This is a genomic window from Lentzea miocenica (assembly GCF_033949945.1).
GTDB classification, from domain to species: domain Bacteria; phylum Actinomycetota; class Actinomycetes; order Mycobacteriales; family Pseudonocardiaceae; genus Lentzea; species Lentzea miocenica.
Window position 1 is genome coordinate 1 of the sequence record NZ_JAXAVW010000075.1, and the last position, 16,641, is coordinate 16,641.

The window sequence follows — 16,641 nt, forward strand, 5'->3', positions numbered from 1 at the left end:
TAACGCTTGAAACAGCGCTCCGGGCGGGTCCCCGTCACGAGTCGTGCCTCAGCTCTTGCTGCACCCGAGGAGGGATGTCAAACGGACACGCTTTTCGTCCGTTTGACATCCCTCCTCGGGTGTGGCGCGCTCTGGTACGGCTTGTGACGGGGACCCGCCCGGACCGCACCACCTACGCAACGCAACTCCGCCCAACGCAACAGGCGTGCCATCAACCCACGCGTGGCGGAGGACTCCCCAGATCAGATTGGCGGGGGTCTGGGGGGCGGAGCCCCCAGAGGGAAGCACTCAAGGCAAAGGTCGCCGCCCGCAAGGCAACCACCCCGCAAAGCCAGCGACCTGCCCTAATCCCTTACTTGGACTCATCCTCAGAGCCCGGCAGCTCAACATCCTCAACAGCCTGCCCACCCTTGGTAGGCGAAGGCATCAACGAATCCAAAGCCGCCCCGGCAATCCGCCGGAACGCCCGCCGAGGCCGAGCCCGCTCCAAAACCGCGACCTCCAGCTTGTTGGCAGGCAACAACTCCGGCAACCCACTCCCCGAAGCAGCCGACAACGCCGCAGTAGAAGTGGACGACGACCCGGCGGACAACGCCTTGACAGCAACAGGAACGGCTTCAGCCAACGACAACCCGTCAGCAAACGCGTCCTTCAACGCCGTGTTGGCGGCATCGACAGTGCCACCCATCACGATGTACTGCGGCTCATCCACAATGGACCCGTCATACGTCAACCGGTACAGCGTGTCCGAAGCGGACGAGTCTCCGACCTCAGCCACGCAGATCTCCACCTCGAACGGCTTGATCTGCTCGGTGAAGTAGGTGCCCAGCGTCGTGGCGTAGACGTTGGCAAGAGAGCGAGAAGTGACGTCACGCGGGTCGTTCTGGTACCCGCGCACGTCGGCGAACCGAATGCCCGCTTGGCGGAGGTTCTCGAACTCGCTGTACCGGCCGACGGCGGCGAAGCCGATGCGGTCGTAGATCTCCGAGACCTTGTGCAGCGTGCTCGAGGGGTTCTCCGCGACGAAGAGAATGCCGTCGGCGTACTTCAGCACGATGACGCTGCGGCCCCTGGCGATGCCCTTGCGGGCGTACTCCGAGCGGTCGCGCATCACCTGCTCTGCCGATGCGTACAGCGGCATCGTCATGGGTGGTGCTCCTGACGTCGAACCTGATGGGGACTCAGCCTGAAGGGCGGGACCTGCGGCCTTCGACGACCGCGTTCGCGACCGTGGCGACCTCGGGGTCCGGCACCTCTACGGCGCCGTCGGCACCGTTGATCGTGACCACGACCGGGTAGAGGCGGCGGACCGGGTCCGGGCCTCCGGTGGCCGAGTCGTCGTCCGCCGCGTCGTACAGCGCCTCGATGACCGAGCGGATAGCGGCGTCGACGTCCGCGTCCGGGTCGTAGAGCTTCTTCAGCGCCGACTTCGCGAACAGCGAGCCCGAGCCGACGGCCTGGTAGCCCTGCGACTCCTCGTAGCGGCCGCCGGTGACGTCGTAGGACACGATCCTGCCGGCGCGCTCCGAGTCCGTGGCCGAGGTGTCGTACCCGGCGAACAGGGGCACCACGGCGAGGCCGGCCATGGCCGCGTCGAGGTTGCCCCTGATCATGGCCGAGAGGCGGTTCGCCTTGCCGTCGAGCGACAGCGGTACGCCCTCGATCTTCTCGTAGTGCCGCAGTTCGACCGTGTACAGCCGGACGATCTCGATCGCGATGCCTGCCGTGCCCGCGATCCCGACGGCGGAGTGGTCGTCGGTGACGAAGACCTTCTTCATGTCGCGCTGGGCGATGACGTTGCCCATCGTCGCGCGCCGGTCACCGGCGATCACGACCCCACCCTTGTAGGTGGCCGCGACGATCGTCGTCCCGTGCGGGGCCTGGACGGTCCCCTCCGGGAGCTTCCGGGCCGAAGGCAGCATGTCGGGTGCCTGCGCCCGCAAGAAGTCCGTGAACGACGACGAGCCCGGCGTCAGGTACGCCGAGGGCAACGCCGCGGCCGGGTAACGCCCGGTCGAGCTGTGGTCCATGTGTTGGTTGTTCTCCCGTCCCCGAAGGTGGTCAACAGGCCCCCGAAGGCCTACTGACCACCCTTCTGCACGTATGCGCGGACGAAGTCCTCCGCGTTCTCCTCGAGCACGTCGTCGATCTCGTCGAGGATCGCGTCCACGTCCTCGCCGAGCTTCTCGCGGCGTTCCTGACCGGCTCCGGCGGCGTCCTCGCCACCGTCGTCGCCGTCGCCACCGCCCTGGCGCTGCTTCTGTTCCTGGGACATCTCGGCCTCCCGCTGACTCGCCTGACAAGAACACTACCCAGCGGCACCGACAAAAATCCTGAGCCACTCGGGTAGACGATCACCCGCGAGTCAGTGCGTCCACCAGCTGCTCGGCGGTGTCAGAGGCCTCCAGAAGGGCTCCGACGTGCGCTTTCGTCCCCCGGAGGGGTTCCAGGGTGGGAATTCGCACGAGGGATTCTCGACCGAGATCAAAGATCACCGAGTCCCACGATGCGGCGGCGACCGAGGTCGGGTAGCGCTCCAGGCACCGGCCGCGGAAGTACGCACGCGTGTCCTCAGGCGGCGAGGTGATGGCCGCGCGGACCTCTTCCTCGCTGACGAGGCGCTTCATCGAGCCGCGGGCGACCAGGCGGTTGTAGAGGCCCTTGTCGAGCCGCACGTCCGAGTACTGCAGGTCGACCAGGTTGAGCCGGGCCGCGCCCCACTCCAGGCCGTCGCGCTGGCGGTAGCCCTCGAGCAGCCGCAGCTTGGCGACCCAGTCGAGCCGGTCCGCGCACTCCGCCGGGTCGCGGGCCAGCGCGTCGAGCACCTCGCCCCAGATCCGCAGGACCTCGCGGTCGCCGACGCCCTCCTTGTCCACGAACGCGGTCGCGCGCTCGTGGTAGGCGAACTGCACGTCGAGGCCGGTGAACTTGCGCCCGCCGGTCATCTCGACCTTGAACTTCAGCGTCGGGTCGTGGCTGATCTGGTGCACGGCGCGCACCGGGTCGACCATGCGCAGGTCGTCGAACCGCTGGCCGGCCTCGATCATGTCCAGCACCAGGGACGTGGTGCCGACCTTGAGGAACGTGGAGTACTCGGCCAGGTTCGCGTCGCCGATGATGACGTGCAGGCGGCGGTACTTGTCCGCGTCCGCGTGCGGCTCGTCGCGCGTGTTGATGATGCCGCGCTTGAGCGTCGTCTCCAGGCCGACCTCGACCTCGATGTAGTCGGAGCGCTGGGAGAGCTGGTAGCCCGCCTCCTCGCCGGACGGGCCGATGCCCACGCGGCCGGAACCGGTGATGACCTGGCGCGACGCGAAGAACGGCGTGAGACCCGCGATGACGGACGTGAACGGCGTCGAGCGCTGCATCAGGTAGTTCTCGTGCGTGCCGTACGACGCGCCCTTGCCGTCGACGTTGTTCTTGTACAGCTGCAGGCGGGGCTGGCCGGGCACGGAGGCCGCCTTGATCGCGGCCTCCTCCATCACCCGCTCCCCTGCCTTGTCCCAGATCACCGCGTCACGCGCGTTGGTGACCTCGGGAGCCGAGTACTCGGGGTGCGCGTGGTCGACGTAGAGCCGCGCGCCGTTGGTGAGGATGACGTTCGCCGCGCCCAGGTCCTCGACGTCGGAGTCGGCGGGGTGCCCGCCGGGCGAGCCCAGGTCGAACCCGCGCGCGTCGCGCAGCGGTGACTCCACCTCGTAGTCCCACCGCGCCCGCCTGGCGCGCGGTATGTCCGCCGCCGCCGCGTACGCAAGAACCACCTGTGTCGAAGTGAGCACCGGGTTCGCGGTCGCGTCACCCGGCACTGAGATGCCGTACTCGACCTCGGTTCCCATGATCCGCCGCATGCGCAACACCTTATGGCCTGACCCCGACAACAGCGTGAGGGGAGCTTCACCGTGAAACTCCCCTCACCCTATTCACCCGGACGCCAGTCCTGCCGCCGGGCGAATGCGGGACGCGCCGCGAGAAGGCCCGAATGCCGCCACCACGGCCAGCACCACGACGGCTGCCGCGCCGATGACCAGCGGCAACACCACCTTCAGGCCTGGCAGTGACATGTCGATGCCGGTCGAGAGAATCGCGATTTCGGCATAGCCGAATCCGAGCACTCCGCCGCCGATCACCCCGACCAGGGCCAGCATGACCGCTTCGGCGATGACCCCGCCCTGCAGTCCGCCCCTGGTCACACCCAAGGCGCGCCTGAGCGCGAGTTCCTTGCGGCGCTCCTGCACGGAGATCGTCAGCGCCGTGCCGATACCGGTCACGGCGACCGCCACGGACAGGCCGAGCAGCACCATCATCAGCACGGTGCCGAGGTGCATGTACCGGTCCGCCTCGGCCCGCTCGTCCGCGTCCGTCCGCACGATCACGGTCGGGTTGTTCGGCAGCGCGGCCTGCAGGTTCGCCCGGAACTGGGCAGGGTCGACCCCCGGCTTCAACGCGACCAGCACCTTCTCTGCGGGCCCCGAGGTCAGGCCGCCGATGATCGGCGTGTAGCCCGTGAGAGTGCCGGGCACGGTGCCCACGACCTTGTACTGCTTGCCGTCGTTCTCGACGAACGGCTTGTCCGACCAGTGCTCCGGCACGACCGCGGTCCCGGTGACGAACTGGTCGACGCCGGCCACGTTCTGCGCCTTGAGCCAGGCCTTGAACTCGTCCGGATCGACGCCCGACCCGTTCTCGGCCTTGTGCAGCACCACGCTGGCGGCGGCATCGGCCTGCGCGGGGATGGCCGGCAGCGGCCGGTCCCCCGCGTCGACGACGGTGGCGTCCGGGCGTTCCTCGTTGGCGTACGCGTAGGTCATGTCCTGCGCGCCACCCAGCAAAACCAGGAAGAACGTCACCATCGAGCTGGCCAGCAGCAACGGCAGCGCCACCGACGCCGACCGCTGCGGCATCCGGCGCACCTCGGCACCGGCGAGCTTCCACTGGGTGCCACCGATCTTGCCGAACAGCCGCGCGATGAACGGCACGGTGACCGGGCCGAGGATCCAGAACAGGCCGGTGACCGCGGCGATCGCGGAGAACGTGACGGCGAGCGGGGCCGCGACAGTGCCCTTGGCCGCAACGGCCAGCATCGCGAGCAGCGCGGCACCACCGGTGAACAGCACGCCGAACACCATCCGCAGACGACGCACGGACCGAGGGGGAACCTCGTTGTCCGCCTCACGCAATGCGGCGAGCGGCGACACGCGCGCGGCGTTGATCGCGGGCCGGACAGCGGCCATGACGCTCAACAGCGCGGCAACAACAACTCCGAGGATGACGTACCCGAGCGACGGCAGCAGGTCCGGGCTGAGCTCCACCGCGCCGAACAGCGCGGAGATGCCGGTGACGTCGAACGTCCTGGCCAGCAGCCACGCCATCGGCCCGCCGAGCAGCGCACCGCCGACACCGGCCAGCGTGCCCGTCACGAACGCCTCGAACAGGCTCCTGCGCACCAACGGCCCGCGCTGGGCACCGATGCACCGCAACAACGCCGTCTGACGCTGCCGTTGCGCGTAGACCGCACGGAACGTGGCCGCCGCGACGAACACCGCCGTGGCCAGCGCGAGCACGCTGAACGGCAGCAGGATGAAGGTCAGGTCGTTGCCGATCTTGTCGGCGTCGGGAGCCGGGTCCGACACGAAGTACGCCGCACCGGCCGCGCTCGCGACGGCGTCACGAGTGCCGCCGAGCACCCAGATCTCCTTGGTGTCCGGCCGCGGGTCGAGCTTGCGGGCGAGGTCGGGACCGGCCACCAGGATCGGCCGCGAGTCCATGCCGCCCTTCTTCATGATCCCGCTGACGGTGACCTCGACCGGCTTGCCGTCCGCGGAGGCGAGCTTGATCTTGTCGCCGGGCTTGATCGACCGCTCGTACGCGGTGATCTTGTCGACGGCGACCTCGTTGTCCGCGGCGGGCTGCTTGCCCTCGGCCAGCGGCCAGCGCACCAGGTCGGGCTGCTGGACGTGCATTTCGGCGCGGTGCTCCCCCGCACGGCCGCCCGCGTCCAACAGGTCTGCTTGCGCGATCTGCACCGGGACCGCCCGGCCGACCGCGGACAGCTTGGCCAGCAGCGCGCCGTCCAGCTCGGGGCGGTTCGCCTCGACGGTGCCGGGTTCGGGGAATTTGACGTCCACCACGTGTCCCACTGAGGACGGGGTGAGCGGCGCGCCCTCGTCGACCGACCTGGTGAGCGCGTCGCTCAGCACCAGGGCGGCCAGCAGGCACGCCACGCCGACCACGAGCGCGACGCCGGGCAGCAGCGCGCGGCCCGGCCGGGCGCGGAACTCGGCGACGCCGAGCCGCAGGGAAGTGGACACGAATCCTCCTCGGTGACGTCTGACGTTCACGAAGGTAGGAAGGGAGACGATCAGCGGGCGTCGGACTGGGGTAGCAAGCTGACGTACGACCACAGGAGGACACGGGGATGATCAACCGCTACGACGAGGACGCGAACGTGATCGGCGAGGTGACCCGCGAGCGCATGCGGGCCGAGAACCTCTGGCACGGCTGCGCCACGATCGTCGTGCTGTCCCTGGACGGCGAGCGCGTCTACGTGCACCGCCGCACCGACACCAAGGACATCTTCCCCGGCCTCTACGACTGCACCGCCGGCGGTGTGATCGACGCGGGCGAGACCCCCGGCGAGGCGGCGGCCCGCGAGCTGCGCGAGGAACTGGGCGCCGAGACGCCTCTCACGTTCCTCTTCCAGACCACCTACGTCGACGAGCAGACCCGCTACCACGCGTGGATCTACGAGACGCGCTCCGACGGCCCGTTCACCCACCAGCCGGAGGAAGTCGCCTGGGGCGGGTGGATGGGCCTCGACGAACTGCGCGGCAAGATCGAGGACCCGGGCTGGCCCCTCGTGCCGGACGGCCGGGTCGTCGCCCAGGAGTGGTTGCGCCGGACTAGTTCCAGCTGAGGCCCGCGCGGGTCCGCCAGTACTGCTCGGCCGGTTCGGCCAGGTCCGGCAGGTCGACCTCGATCCGCATCGCGTCCACATTGGACCTGAGCTGCTCCGGGCTCGCCGCGCCGGACAGCACGACGTCCACCCACGGCTGCGCCGCGATCGCAGCCAGCGCCACGGCGTCCGGACCGACGTCGAGCTGCTTCGCCTGCGCCGCAACCGCTTGCGGAGGGTCCACGACGAGCCGTCCGTTCGCCACACCCTCCTTGATGATCACGCGCAGCCCGGCGGCATGGGCCTCGCGCAGGGCCTCGCCGGCTGACGTCTCCAACAGGTTCCAAGTGGACTGGACGGACCGGAAGATGCCGAGGTCCACCGCCTTGCGGATCGCGTCGGCCTGCCGCGGGCCGGACGTCGAGAAGCCCAGCGGGACACCGATCGCACCCATCGCGTCCTGCAACGCCCTGTCGTCGAACAGCGGGCTGTCGGCGGTCAGCGAGTGCACCTGGTAGAGGTCGACGCGCGGCAGCAGAGCCGAGGTTTCCCGCCACTGCCGGGTGAAGCGCGCGAGTGAGTGTTCCTTGACCTCGTGCACCTCGGCGTCGGGCCGCCAGTCCGCGGTGTAGGCGTAACCCCACTTGCTGGACACCGTCACGTCGTCGTGACCGGGCAGCCACGACGACAGGAAGTCCTCGGACAACCCGTAGGACCGCGCCGCGTCGACCCAGCGAACGCCCAGCTCGTAGGCCGTGTCGAGGACCCGGTGGCACTGCTCGCGCATCGACTCGACGTCCCGCACGCGCGGCAACGCGTCCTCACGACCGAGGTTGATGTACGCGGGACGGCCGAGCGACGCGAGACCTAGAGCGAGTTGAGCCATGGCGACAACGGTAAACGGCGGCCCCGAAGGACCGCCGTTCACGTGACCCGCCGGGGTCGGTGTTGCCGCTGGATCAGAAGTCGTCCGGCGTGCGGGTGCGCTCACGCACCCAGACACCGGCCGGCTTCAGCACGCCGGTACCGCTGAAGTTGCTGCCGGAGCAGGTACCGCTCTTGAACACGGCACCGGACCTGCTGTCGTCGGAGAAGTTCCAGTTGGTCCACGAGATCTTCTTGCGGGCCATCAGGTCGATGAACTTCTGCGACGTGGTGAAGTCGTTGCCGCCGTCACCGGACGCCGTCTGCGTGCCGAACTCGGTCACGAACACCGGCACCTGGCTGGAGACCGTGTCCAGCGCCTTGACGTACGAGTCCTTGTGCGAGTTCGCGTAGAAGTGGAACGTGTACATCAGGTTCGAGGCGTTGACCTTGTTCCTGCTGACCTCGTTGATGTCCTTGCCGTCGGACAGGCCGAACGTCGACCAGCCGTGCGTGCCGATCAGCACCAGGCTGTCCGGGTCCTCCGCACGGATGGTCGGGATGACCGCCTCGGCGTACTGCTTGACCTTCGCCCACGACACGCCGTTCGGCTCGTTGGCCATGTCGTAGATGATGTTGGTCTTGTCCTTGTGCCGTGCCGCGATCTCCTTGAAGAAGGTCTTGGCGCGCGCGGTGTTGTAGTTCGGGTCACCAGGCGAGAGCTGGTGGAAGTCGACCAGCGCGTACAGGCCGCGCTTGGTGGCTTCCTCGATGTAGCCGTGCACCATGTCGGTGAACTTCCGGGGGTTGGTCTCGTAACCACCCTCCTGGACGTACATCGCGATGCGCAGGACGTCGGCCTTCCAGTCGTTCGCGAGCGCGTCGAGCGACGCGGTCTTGACGCACTGGGAGTACCACTGGATGCCGTGGGTGCTCATGCCGCGCAGCTGGATCGCTTTGCCGTTCTTGTTGCACAGCTGCACGCCGCACACCTTGAGCTGACCGTTGACCGCAGCGGGCGAACCCGGCGGCAGCGCGGCGGCGGAGACGTCATCCGCGGGTGCGGCGGCGACGGAACTGCCCGCCATCGCACCGGTCAACGGGAGCACGACCGCCGCGGCGAGCGCTACCACAGACCTCTGCCAAGCCATTCAGCGTCTCCTCTCGGACTGCTGGCGGCGGATTAGTTAGGTAAGTTTCCTTACCGATTAATGGTATAGATGACCTTAAAGCCGCCCCAAGAGCGAGTCAAGCGTCCTGTCGCAGGAGAGTCACCGTTCCGGCACCCAGCGTCACCAGTACGTAAACGATCAAACATGCAACGGCGGCCAATGGAGTCAGCGGCGCGTCGTCGACGACCCCGGCCACCTCCCACACCAGGTAGGGCACCATCACGGCCGAGGCGTCCATGTTCCAGGGGTCGGGCAGCATCGGCGTGATGGCCGGCAGTCCCCACAGCAGGACGCCCACCACGACGATCGTGACGGCCGTCGACCTCACCGCGAGCCCGATGCCGAGACCGATCAGACCTGTCACCAGGATCGACAGCACCGCCGCGCCGGCCCACGGCAGCACATCACCCACGCCGTCCCACGGAGCGATCGGCGGCGGGCGGTCGCCCATGATCAGCCAGCTGGTGCCGATGCTGAGGGCGAGCGTGACAGCGCCGATCACCACAGCCGTGGTGGCGACGAGCGCGGTTTTGGCCGCCAGCAAGCGTTTCCGGTCCGGCACGGCGGTCAGCGAGGTCAGCCTCGGGTCGGAGGTCGCGACCAGGGCGCCGAGCGCGGCGACGAGGAACTGGACGACCGGGGTGATCACCACGCTGCTGTCGGCGGAGGCGAACCTCGCCTGTTCGGCGGCAGGCGAGGTGTCGTAGTCCTGGACGATCAGCCACGACAGCAGCGCGCCCGCGACCACCATCAGGCCGATCGTGATGACCAGCCCGTACGGCGCCCGGACGGTCCGGAGCTTCAGCCACTCGGCGGCGAGCGCGTTCTTCACAGTCCCCTCCCCGAGGTGAGGTCGAGGTAGGCGTCCTCCAGGGAACCGTTGCGGGTCAACGTCTCCATCGGCGTCTCCTGGACCAGCTGTCCTCTTGCGACGATCACGACGTGGTCGGCGGTCAGCGCCATCTCGCTCATCAGGTGGCTGGAGACGAAGACCGTGCGGCCCTCCTTCGCGAGGCCGCGCATCAGGTCGCGGATCCACCGCACGCCCTCGGGGTCGAGGCCGTTGACCGGCTCGTCGAACATCAGCACGCGCGGGTCGCCGAGCAGGGCCGCCGCGACGCCCAGCCGTTGTTTCATGCCGAGCGACAACGCCCTGATCCGCTTGTGCCGCACGCCTCCCAGGCCGACCCGCTCCAGCAGTTCGACCGCGCGCTTCTGGCTGATGCCGTTGCTCACCGCGAGCCAGCGCAGGTGATCGAGCGCCCTGCGGCCGTGGTGCACCGCGGCCGGATCCAGCAGCACGCCGACGTGCCGCAGCGGCTGGTCCAGGTCCTGGTAGCGCTTGCCGTCGACGAGCGCCTCGCCGCCGTCGGGCCGGTCCAGCCCCAGGATCATGCGCATGGTCGTGGACTTGCCGGCGCCGTTCGGGCCGAGAAAGCCCGTCACCAGTCCGGGGTGGACGGTGAACGACAGGCCGTCGACCGCCGTCGTGTCCCCGTATTTCTTCGTCAGGTTCCGCACCTCGATCATGCCGAAGAGCATCCGGAGTTCCGGTGTGCGGCGGATCGGACCGAGGGCCGAACTCCGGAATCGGACCGTGGTCCGAGGCGCGCCGCCCCCGTGCTCGTTAACGTCGACGCCGTGATCGCGAAACTGCACCTCTACCTGGTCGACCTGGCGGCCGCGCTGGTGATCTGGATCCTCGTCACCTACGCGATCCTCGAACCCCACGTGCACGCGTCACCGTGGATCGCGGTGCCGGTGGCCGGACTGGTCGCCGTGCCCGTCGCCGTCCGCCGGTGGTGGCCGGAGATCGCGCTGGGCGTGAGCACCGCCGCGATGGTGGTGTCGGTGGTGAGCCAGGTGCTGCCCGTGCAGGCGCTCGGCGCGCCGGTGGGGGCGGCCTGCTTCGGGCTCTACACGGTGGCGGTCGAACGCGAGCGCATCTGGTCGCTCGTCGCGCTGGTGGTCACCATCGTCGCGACCGCCGGGATCTCCGGTGGCGAAGCCGAGGGCGTGCTGGTCGCCGTCGCCGCGTTGGGCTCGGTGTGGGTCATGGGCTACACGACCCGTCTGCGCCGCTCGATGGTCGCGAGAGAGACGGCACAGCACGCCGAACAGGCGTTGGCCGACGAACGCCTGCGCATCGCCCGTGAACTGCACGACGTGGTGGCGCACAACCTGTCCCTGATCGCCGTGCAGGCCGGCAACGCCGCACACGTGCGCTCACCCGACCACGCTTACGAGGCCCTGCAGGTGATCTCGGAGACGAGCCGCGCGGCGCTGACCGAGATGCGCGGCCTGCTCGGCGTCCTGCGCTCCGACGCCGACCTGGCGCCGTCGCCTGGTTTGGGAGGCCTCGCCGATCTCGCCGACCGCGCGTCACTGGCGGGCGTGCGCGTGTCGTTGGACGTGCGGGGCGACACCGTGGTGCCGGAAGGGGTCGGGCTGTCGGCGTACCGGATCGTGCAGGAGGCTTTGACGAACGTCGTGAAGCACGCGGCACCTGCCTCGTGCACGGTGCTGGTCGAGGTGAGCGCGGAGTCGGTGCGCATCGAGGTGGCCGACGACGGGCCCGGGGTGAAGGAGCTCGGTGTGGGGCACGGGTTGATCGGCATGCGCGAACGCGTGGCGGTGTACGGCGGCACGTTCAGCGCGGGACCGGGCGCCGACGGAGGTTTCCGGGTCGTGGCGGAGCTGCCGCACTCATGACCACCGTGCTGATCGTCGACGACCAGGCGTTGCTGCGCGCCAGCTTCCGCCTGCTGGTGGGCAACGAACCGGACCTGACCGTGGTGGGCGAGGCGGGCACCGGCGCCGAAGCGGTGAAGCTGGCGGCGGAGCTGAAGCCGGACGTCGTGCTGATGGACATCCGCATGCCCGAGATGGACGGCATCGAGGCCACCCGGCTGCTGGACGGCCCGCGCGTGCTGGTGCTGACGACGTTCGACCTGGACGAGTACGTCTTCGGCGCGTTGCGGGCCGGCGCCTCAGGTTTCCTGCTGAAGGACACCCCGCCCGCCGAGCTGCTGGCGGCGATCCGGGTGGTGGCCGCCGGCGAGTCGCTGCTGTCGCCGACGGTCACGCGCCGGTTGATCTCGGAGTTCGTCCGGCAGCCGTCCGCACCCGCGGTCAAGGGGCTGGAGGTGCTGACCGAGCGCGAGAAGGAAGTGCTGCTGCTGATCGCCCGCGGACTGTCGAACGCGGAGATCATGGCGCGGCTGCACGTCAGCACGGGCACGGTGAAGACCCACATCGGGAACCTGCTGGCGAAGCTGCACGCCCGCGACCGCGCCCAGCTGGTGATCGCGGCCTACGAGTCCGGTCTGGTGTGAACGAGAACCGCCCCGGTCGCACGAATGCGGCCGGGGCGGTTCAGTGCCACTTCAACCGAGCTGGTTACAGGTACGTGCCGGTGTTCGTGGCCGTGTCGATCGCGCGGCCCGTCTCCTGGTTCTTCCCGGTGACGAGCGTGCGGATGTAGACGATCCGCTCGCCCTTCTTGCCCGAGATGCGTGCCCAGTCGTCCGGGTTCGTCGTGTTCGGCAGGTCCTCGTTCTCGGCGAACTCGTCGACGATGGCGGCCTGCAGGTGCCGGACCGAGAGTCCGGGCTGCTTGGTGTCCAGCAGCGACTTGATCGCCGCCTTCTTGGCCCTGTCGACGATGTTCTGGATCATCGCGCCGGAGTTGAAGTCCCGGAAGTACAGGACCTCCTTGTCACCGTTGGCGTAGGTGACCTCCAGGAAGCGGTTCTCCTCGGACTCCTCGTACATGCGCTCCACGGTGTGCTGCACCATGCCCTCGATGCAGGCCTTCGGGTCCCCGCCGAACTCGGCGAGGTCGTCGGCGTGCAGCGGGAGGTTGGGCGTCAGGTACTTGTTGAAGATGTCCTTCGCGCCCTCGGCGTCCGGTCGCTCGATCTTGATCTTCACGTCGAGTCGGCCGGGGCGGAGGATCGCCGGGTCGATCATGTCCTCACGGTTGGAGGCGCCGATGACGATGACGTTCTCCAGGCCCTCGACGCCGTCGATCTCCGAGAGCAGCTGGGGCACGATCGTCGTCTCGACGTCGGACGACACGCCGGAACCGCGGGTGCGGAAGATCGAGTCCATCTCGTCGAAGAACACGATCACCGGGGTGCCCTCTGACGCCTTCTCGCGAGCTCGCTGGAAGATCAGGCGGATGTGCCGCTCGGTCTCACCGACGAACTTGTTGAGGAGCTCGGGGCCCTTGATGTTGAGGAAGTAGGACTTGGCCTGCTTGTCGGTCTCGCCGCGGATCTCCCGCACCTTCTTGGCCAGGGAGTTCGCCACCGCCTTGGCGATGAGCGTCTTGCCGCAGCCGGGAGGGCCGTAGAGCAGCACGCCCTTGGGCGGGCGCAGCTCGTACTCGCGGAAGAGGTCCGCGTGCAGGAAGGGCAGCTCCACGGCGTCGCGGATCTGCTCGATCTGCCGGGACAGGCCGCCGATGTCGCTGTAGTCGATGTCCGGGACCTCCTCGAGCACGAGGTCCTCGACCTCGGCCTTGGGGACCCGTTCGTAGGCGAAACCCGCCTTCGAGTCGACCAGCAGCGAGTCGCCCGGCTTGAGCGGCGAGTCGAGCAGGGGCTGGGCGAGCCAGACCACTCTCTCCTCGTCCGCGTGGCCGACGACCAGCGCGCGGGCGATGGTGTCCTCACCGTCCTCGGTGAGCACCTCCCGCAGTGCGCAGACCTCACCCGACCGCTCGAACCCACCGGCTTCGACGACCGTCAGCGCCTCGTTGAGGCGGACGGACTGGCCGTAGGCGATCTTCTCCGGCTCGACCGCCGGGGACACGGCGACCCGCATCCGGCGGCCGGACGTGAAGACGTCGACCGTTCCGTCGTCGTAACGCGCCATGAAGACGCCGTACCCGCTGGGTGGCTGGGCCAGCCGGTCGACCTCCTCACGCAGCGCGAGCAGCTGGCTTCGTGCTTCGCGGAGGGTGTCTATGAGCTTCGTGTTTCGCTCGGTCAGCTGGCTGACGCGCTCTGTCGCCTCAGCCAAGCGCTGCTCCAGCAACCGCGTGTGCCGCGGTGACTCGGTCAGCTTTCGACGCAACGACGCGATCTCGTCCTCGAGGAACCTGATCTGCGCAGTCAGCTCAGCGGAATTGTTGCCCTGGTTCAGCTCGCCACCCTCATCGGGTTGGCTGCCGGGATGACCGTGCTGCATGTCGGCACCCTCCTCCCGTGTTCGTACCGATTACGGTACCGGCGATCACCGACAAAATCGTGTACTCACAACATCATCTTCGCTCGTGTGACGCAACGGTCCCGCCTCCAACAGAGGTCAACTGCTCCATCCCGGTGTCCGGTTCGACCGCCCGACCGCTACGGTGCGTCCCAGAAACCTCTACCGGCGTTTCGCTCCGCGACACGCCAGCCGACCTGCGAGAAGTCCGAGGAGAGGGTCATGGGAGCACCTGGGCGGCAGCCCGGCCCCTACGGTCCGCGACCACCCTCGGACGACCGTGAACACACCTGGTGCCGCTCGCGGCCCGGCGACGGGCGGGAACCCGCCGTCGTCCCACCAGGTGGACCACTGGATAGTCCGATCGGTGGTCACGCACCGCTACCCACCCCGTTCGTGTTCGTCGGAGGACCCGTTCAGGCGAGGCTCCGGTACGACCGGAGGGCGTGCGGCCAACCGGGTGGTTTCGCTGGCGCAACCGGCGCACCACTCCGACAGCGCAGTGCATCGCGCTCGATTTCCGGTGGAGGTGCCGCAATCGTTATCAGACACGGCCTTCGCGCGGCCAGATCGCGCCGCGCAGGGTGTGCATGACCACTCGTGCGGGTCGATAGATCCCATTCGGCCGCGCGTTAGTCCACGAAGTACCACAATGTCCACCGAAAAGATCACCTCATCCGCATCGGGGGAGTTTCGATGACCTACCCGCCGCAGCAGCCCGGTCCCTACGGGCAGCAGCCGCAGCCCGGTGGGCCGTACGGGCAGCAGCCGCCGCAGCAGCCGGGTCCCGGCCAGCAGCCCCAGCCGGGGTACGGCCAGCAGCCACAGCCCCCGTACGGCCAGCCGCAGCAGCCGGGCTACGGACAGCAGCCGGGACAGTACGGCCAGCCGCAGCAGGACCCGTTCGGCCAGCAGGGCCCGCAGAGCGGTGGCTTCCCCCAGCAGGGCTACGGCCAGCCGCAGCAGGGTCCGTACGGCCAGCAGCCCTACGGCCAGCCCGGCGGGTTCGGCGGTCCCCCGCCTCCCAAGAAGAGCAACACCGGCCTGATCATCGGCGTCGTCATCGGCGTGCTGGTGCTCGTCGGTGGTGGCATCACGGCCGCCGTCGTGTTCTCCGGCAACGGCTCGAGCAGCTCCAACAGCTCGTCGTCCGACCCGAACAGCGGCAACAGCAACTCGGGCGGCGGTGACGAGTCGGCCGACGTGAAGAAGGTCGCCGAGGAGTACTACGCCGCGAGCGCCGCCAAGAACGAGAGCAAGGCCAAGTCGATGGCGTGCTCCGAGGCCCTCAAGGAGGCCGAGGAGGCGGAGAAGAAGCTCACCCCGGAGCAGCGCAAGCTGGCCGAGGAGTTCAAGAAGATGCCCGCGCCCAAGGTGAACGTCAAGGACGTGAAGGTGTCCGGCGACACCGCGGACGTCGGCGTCTCCACCACCGTGACGCTGGGCACCGAGACCAAGACCTTCGACACGACCGTGAAGTTCAAGAAGGAATCGGGCGACTGGAAGTTCTGCACGCTGGCGAAGGACCTGAAGCTGCCGGACTTCGAGCTCCCGCCGACCAGGTGAGCTGAACACCCGCGGAGGGCCCCGCCGAATCGGCGGGGCCGGCAGTTTCAGAAGACCAGCACAGTCACATCGGGGGAATCTTCCATGACCTATCCACCGCAGCAGCCGGGCCCGTACGGCCAGCAGCCGCCACAGCAGCCGGGTTACGGCCAGCAGCCGCCGCCCGGCTACGGACAGCCCCAGCAGGGCCCCTACGGTCAGCCCGGACCGCAGAGCGGTGGGTTCCCCCAGCAGGGTCCCGGCCCGCAGCAGGGCTACGGCCAGCCCGGTCCCTACGGCCAGCAGCAGGGTCCTTACGGCCAGCAGCCCTACGGCCAGCCCGGCGGGTTCGGCGGTCCCCCGCCTCCCAAGAAGAGCAGCACCGGCCTGATCATCGGTGTCGTCATCGGTGTGCTCGTGCTCGTCGGCGGCGGCGTCACGGCGGCCGTGCTGCTCTCCGGCAACGACTCGAGCAACACCAACACGGCGTCGTCCAGCACCACCGAGCCGGCCGGCGACAGCTCGGAACCGCGCAGCACCAAGACGACCGCACCGAGCAGCACCAAGAGCAGCGGCGGTGACCGCGGTGCCGAGGACGTCGCGAAGAAGTTCAGCGACGTGGTCCTCAAGGGTATGAAGGCGGGCAACAGCGACCCGAACGACGTCAAGCAGTACGTCTGCGCCGCGGAGTTCCCGAAGCTCAAGGCCAAGACCGGTGCCCCGCAGACGGGCGCGACGGCCACCGTGGTCGACGTCAAGACCTCGGGCAGCAGCGGCACGTTCACTCAGCGGCTCACCGGGCTCGTCGACCCGAACAGTCCCGGCAAGACCCAGTCGGGCGACATCGTCTACAAGCTGTCCAAGGAAGGCAGCGACTGGAAGGTGTGCGGCATCGACAGCCTCGGTACGCCGACCAAGTAGCTCGCCGACGTGCGAAAAGGGCCCCGCCGAAGT

14 protein-coding genes and 1 pseudogene are annotated in these 16,641 nt (G+C 68.6%); 5 read left to right on the forward strand and 10 right to left on the reverse strand.

What is annotated here, in order from left to right:
• Nucleotides 1-352: 352 nt before the first annotated feature.
• The 5 genes from prcA to SK803_RS45935 form a co-directional block, all read right to left on the reverse strand.
• Entirely contained in the window at nucleotides 353-1,147 is a 795-nt protein-coding gene (gene prcA, locus SK803_RS45915) for a proteasome subunit alpha (RefSeq protein WP_319972566.1), read from the reverse strand.
• Nucleotides 1,148-1,181: 34 nt separating this feature from the next.
• Nucleotides 1,182-2,030, reverse strand: a complete 849-nt coding sequence (prcB, locus tag SK803_RS45920; RefSeq protein ID WP_319972567.1) for a proteasome subunit beta — start codon at nucleotides 2,028-2,030, stop codon at nucleotides 1,182-1,184.
• Nucleotides 2,031-2,080: 50 nt separating this feature from the next.
• A complete protein-coding gene (locus tag SK803_RS45925) occupies nucleotides 2,081-2,275 on the reverse strand; it encodes a ubiquitin-like protein Pup (protein ID WP_319972568.1) in 195 nt (64 codons plus the stop codon).
• A 79-nt stretch (nucleotides 2,276-2,354) separates the two neighbouring features.
• The gene (gene dop, locus SK803_RS45930) at nucleotides 2,355-3,848 is read right to left on the reverse strand and encodes a depupylase/deamidase Dop (protein WP_319972569.1); all 1,494 of its coding nucleotides are present in this window, start codon (nucleotides 3,846-3,848) and stop codon (nucleotides 2,355-2,357) included.
• A gap of 72 nt (nucleotides 3,849-3,920) precedes the next feature.
• Nucleotides 3,921-6,308 carry an FtsX-like permease family protein gene (locus SK803_RS45935; protein WP_319972570.1) on the reverse strand — a complete coding sequence of 796 codons (2,388 nt, stop codon included), beginning with the start codon at nucleotides 6,306-6,308 and terminating at the stop codon, nucleotides 3,921-3,923.
• Nucleotides 6,309-6,415: 107 nt separating this feature from the next.
• On the opposite strand from SK803_RS45935, the gene SK803_RS45940 reads away from it, so the two are divergent.
• Nucleotides 6,416-6,913, forward strand: coding sequence for an NUDIX hydrolase (locus tag SK803_RS45940; protein WP_319972571.1), 498 nt, complete (start codon nucleotides 6,416-6,418; stop codon nucleotides 6,911-6,913).
• Here the strand turns inward: SK803_RS45940 and SK803_RS45945 are convergent.
• The 4 genes and pseudogenes from SK803_RS45945 to SK803_RS45960 form a co-directional block, all read right to left on the reverse strand.
• Nucleotides 6,900-7,778 (reverse strand): aldo/keto reductase, encoded by an 879-nt coding sequence (locus SK803_RS45945; RefSeq protein WP_319972572.1) that lies wholly within the window; start codon nucleotides 7,776-7,778, stop codon nucleotides 6,900-6,902. The two genes, SK803_RS45940 and SK803_RS45945, sit on opposite strands and share 14 nt — an antisense overlap.
• A 73-nt stretch (nucleotides 7,779-7,851) precedes the next feature.
• A complete protein-coding gene (locus SK803_RS45950) occupies nucleotides 7,852-8,907 on the reverse strand; it encodes a glycoside hydrolase family 5 protein (RefSeq protein ID WP_319972573.1) in 1,056 nt (351 codons plus the stop codon).
• Between the two features lie 97 nt (nucleotides 8,908-9,004).
• Entirely contained in the window at nucleotides 9,005-9,760 is a 756-nt protein-coding gene (locus SK803_RS45955) for an ABC transporter permease (protein ID WP_319972574.1), read from the reverse strand.
• A gap of 50 nt (nucleotides 9,761-9,810) precedes the next feature.
• A pseudogene (locus tag SK803_RS45960) lies at nucleotides 9,811-10,458 on the reverse strand (ABC transporter ATP-binding protein); the annotation flags it as partial.
• A gap of 111 nt (nucleotides 10,459-10,569) precedes the next feature.
• Between SK803_RS45960 and SK803_RS45965 the strand changes: the two are divergent.
• A complete protein-coding gene (locus SK803_RS45965) occupies nucleotides 10,570-11,640 on the forward strand; it encodes a sensor histidine kinase (RefSeq protein ID WP_319972575.1) in 1,071 nt (356 codons plus the stop codon).
• On the forward strand, nucleotides 11,637-12,263 hold the full coding sequence (locus SK803_RS45970; protein WP_319972576.1) for a response regulator transcription factor: 627 nt from the start codon (nucleotides 11,637-11,639) through the stop codon (nucleotides 12,261-12,263). Before SK803_RS45965 ends, SK803_RS45970 begins: the two co-directional genes overlap by 4 nt.
• A gap of 64 nt (nucleotides 12,264-12,327) precedes the next feature.
• On the opposite strand, the gene arc is transcribed toward SK803_RS45970, so the two are convergent.
• Nucleotides 12,328-14,124, reverse strand: a complete 1,797-nt coding sequence (arc, locus tag SK803_RS45975; protein ID WP_319972577.1) for a proteasome ATPase — start codon at nucleotides 14,122-14,124, stop codon at nucleotides 12,328-12,330.
• 714 nt (nucleotides 14,125-14,838) lie between these two features.
• On the opposite strand from arc, the gene SK803_RS45980 reads away from it, so the two are divergent.
• Nucleotides 14,839-15,708: an Rv0361 family membrane protein gene (locus tag SK803_RS45980; RefSeq protein WP_319972578.1), complete on the forward strand. Its 870-nt coding sequence runs from the start codon at nucleotides 14,839-14,841 to the stop codon at nucleotides 15,706-15,708.
• Nucleotides 15,709-15,792: 84 nt separating this feature from the next.
• Nucleotides 15,793-16,608 (forward strand): hypothetical protein, encoded by an 816-nt coding sequence (locus SK803_RS45985; protein ID WP_319972579.1) that lies wholly within the window; start codon nucleotides 15,793-15,795, stop codon nucleotides 16,606-16,608.
• The last annotated feature ends 33 nt before the right edge of the window (nucleotides 16,609-16,641 follow it).

What these genes read in the sequence shown, in the direction of transcription:
- prcA (WP_319972566.1), bottom strand. Translation starts at nt 1,147, where the DNA reads ATGACGATGCCGCTGTACGCATCGGCAGAGCAGGTGATGCGCGACCGC.
- prcB (WP_319972567.1), bottom strand. Translation starts at nt 2,030, where the DNA reads ATGGACCACAGCTCGACCGGGCGTTACCCGGCCGCGGCGTTGCCCTCG.
- SK803_RS45925 (WP_319972568.1), bottom strand. Translation starts at nt 2,275, where the DNA reads ATGTCCCAGGAACAGAAGCAGCGCCAGGGCGGTGGCGACGGCGACGAC.
- dop (WP_319972569.1), bottom strand. Translation starts at nt 3,848, where the DNA reads ATGCGGCGGATCATGGGAACCGAGGTCGAGTACGGCATCTCAGTGCCG.
- SK803_RS45940 (WP_319972571.1), top strand. Translation starts at nt 6,416, where the DNA reads ATGATCAACCGCTACGACGAGGACGCGAACGTGATCGGCGAGGTGACC.
- SK803_RS45945 (WP_319972572.1), bottom strand. Translation starts at nt 7,778, where the DNA reads ATGGCTCAACTCGCTCTAGGTCTCGCGTCGCTCGGCCGTCCCGCGTAC.
- SK803_RS45950 (WP_319972573.1), bottom strand. Translation starts at nt 8,907, where the DNA reads ATGGCTTGGCAGAGGTCTGTGGTAGCGCTCGCCGCGGCGGTCGTGCTC.
- SK803_RS45970 (WP_319972576.1), top strand. Translation starts at nt 11,637, where the DNA reads ATGACCACCGTGCTGATCGTCGACGACCAGGCGTTGCTGCGCGCCAGC.
- arc (WP_319972577.1), bottom strand. Translation starts at nt 14,124, where the DNA reads ATGCAGCACGGTCATCCCGGCAGCCAACCCGATGAGGGTGGCGAGCTG.
- SK803_RS45980 (WP_319972578.1), top strand. Translation starts at nt 14,839, where the DNA reads ATGACCTACCCGCCGCAGCAGCCCGGTCCCTACGGGCAGCAGCCGCAG.
- SK803_RS45985 (WP_319972579.1), top strand. Translation starts at nt 15,793, where the DNA reads ATGACCTATCCACCGCAGCAGCCGGGCCCGTACGGCCAGCAGCCGCCA.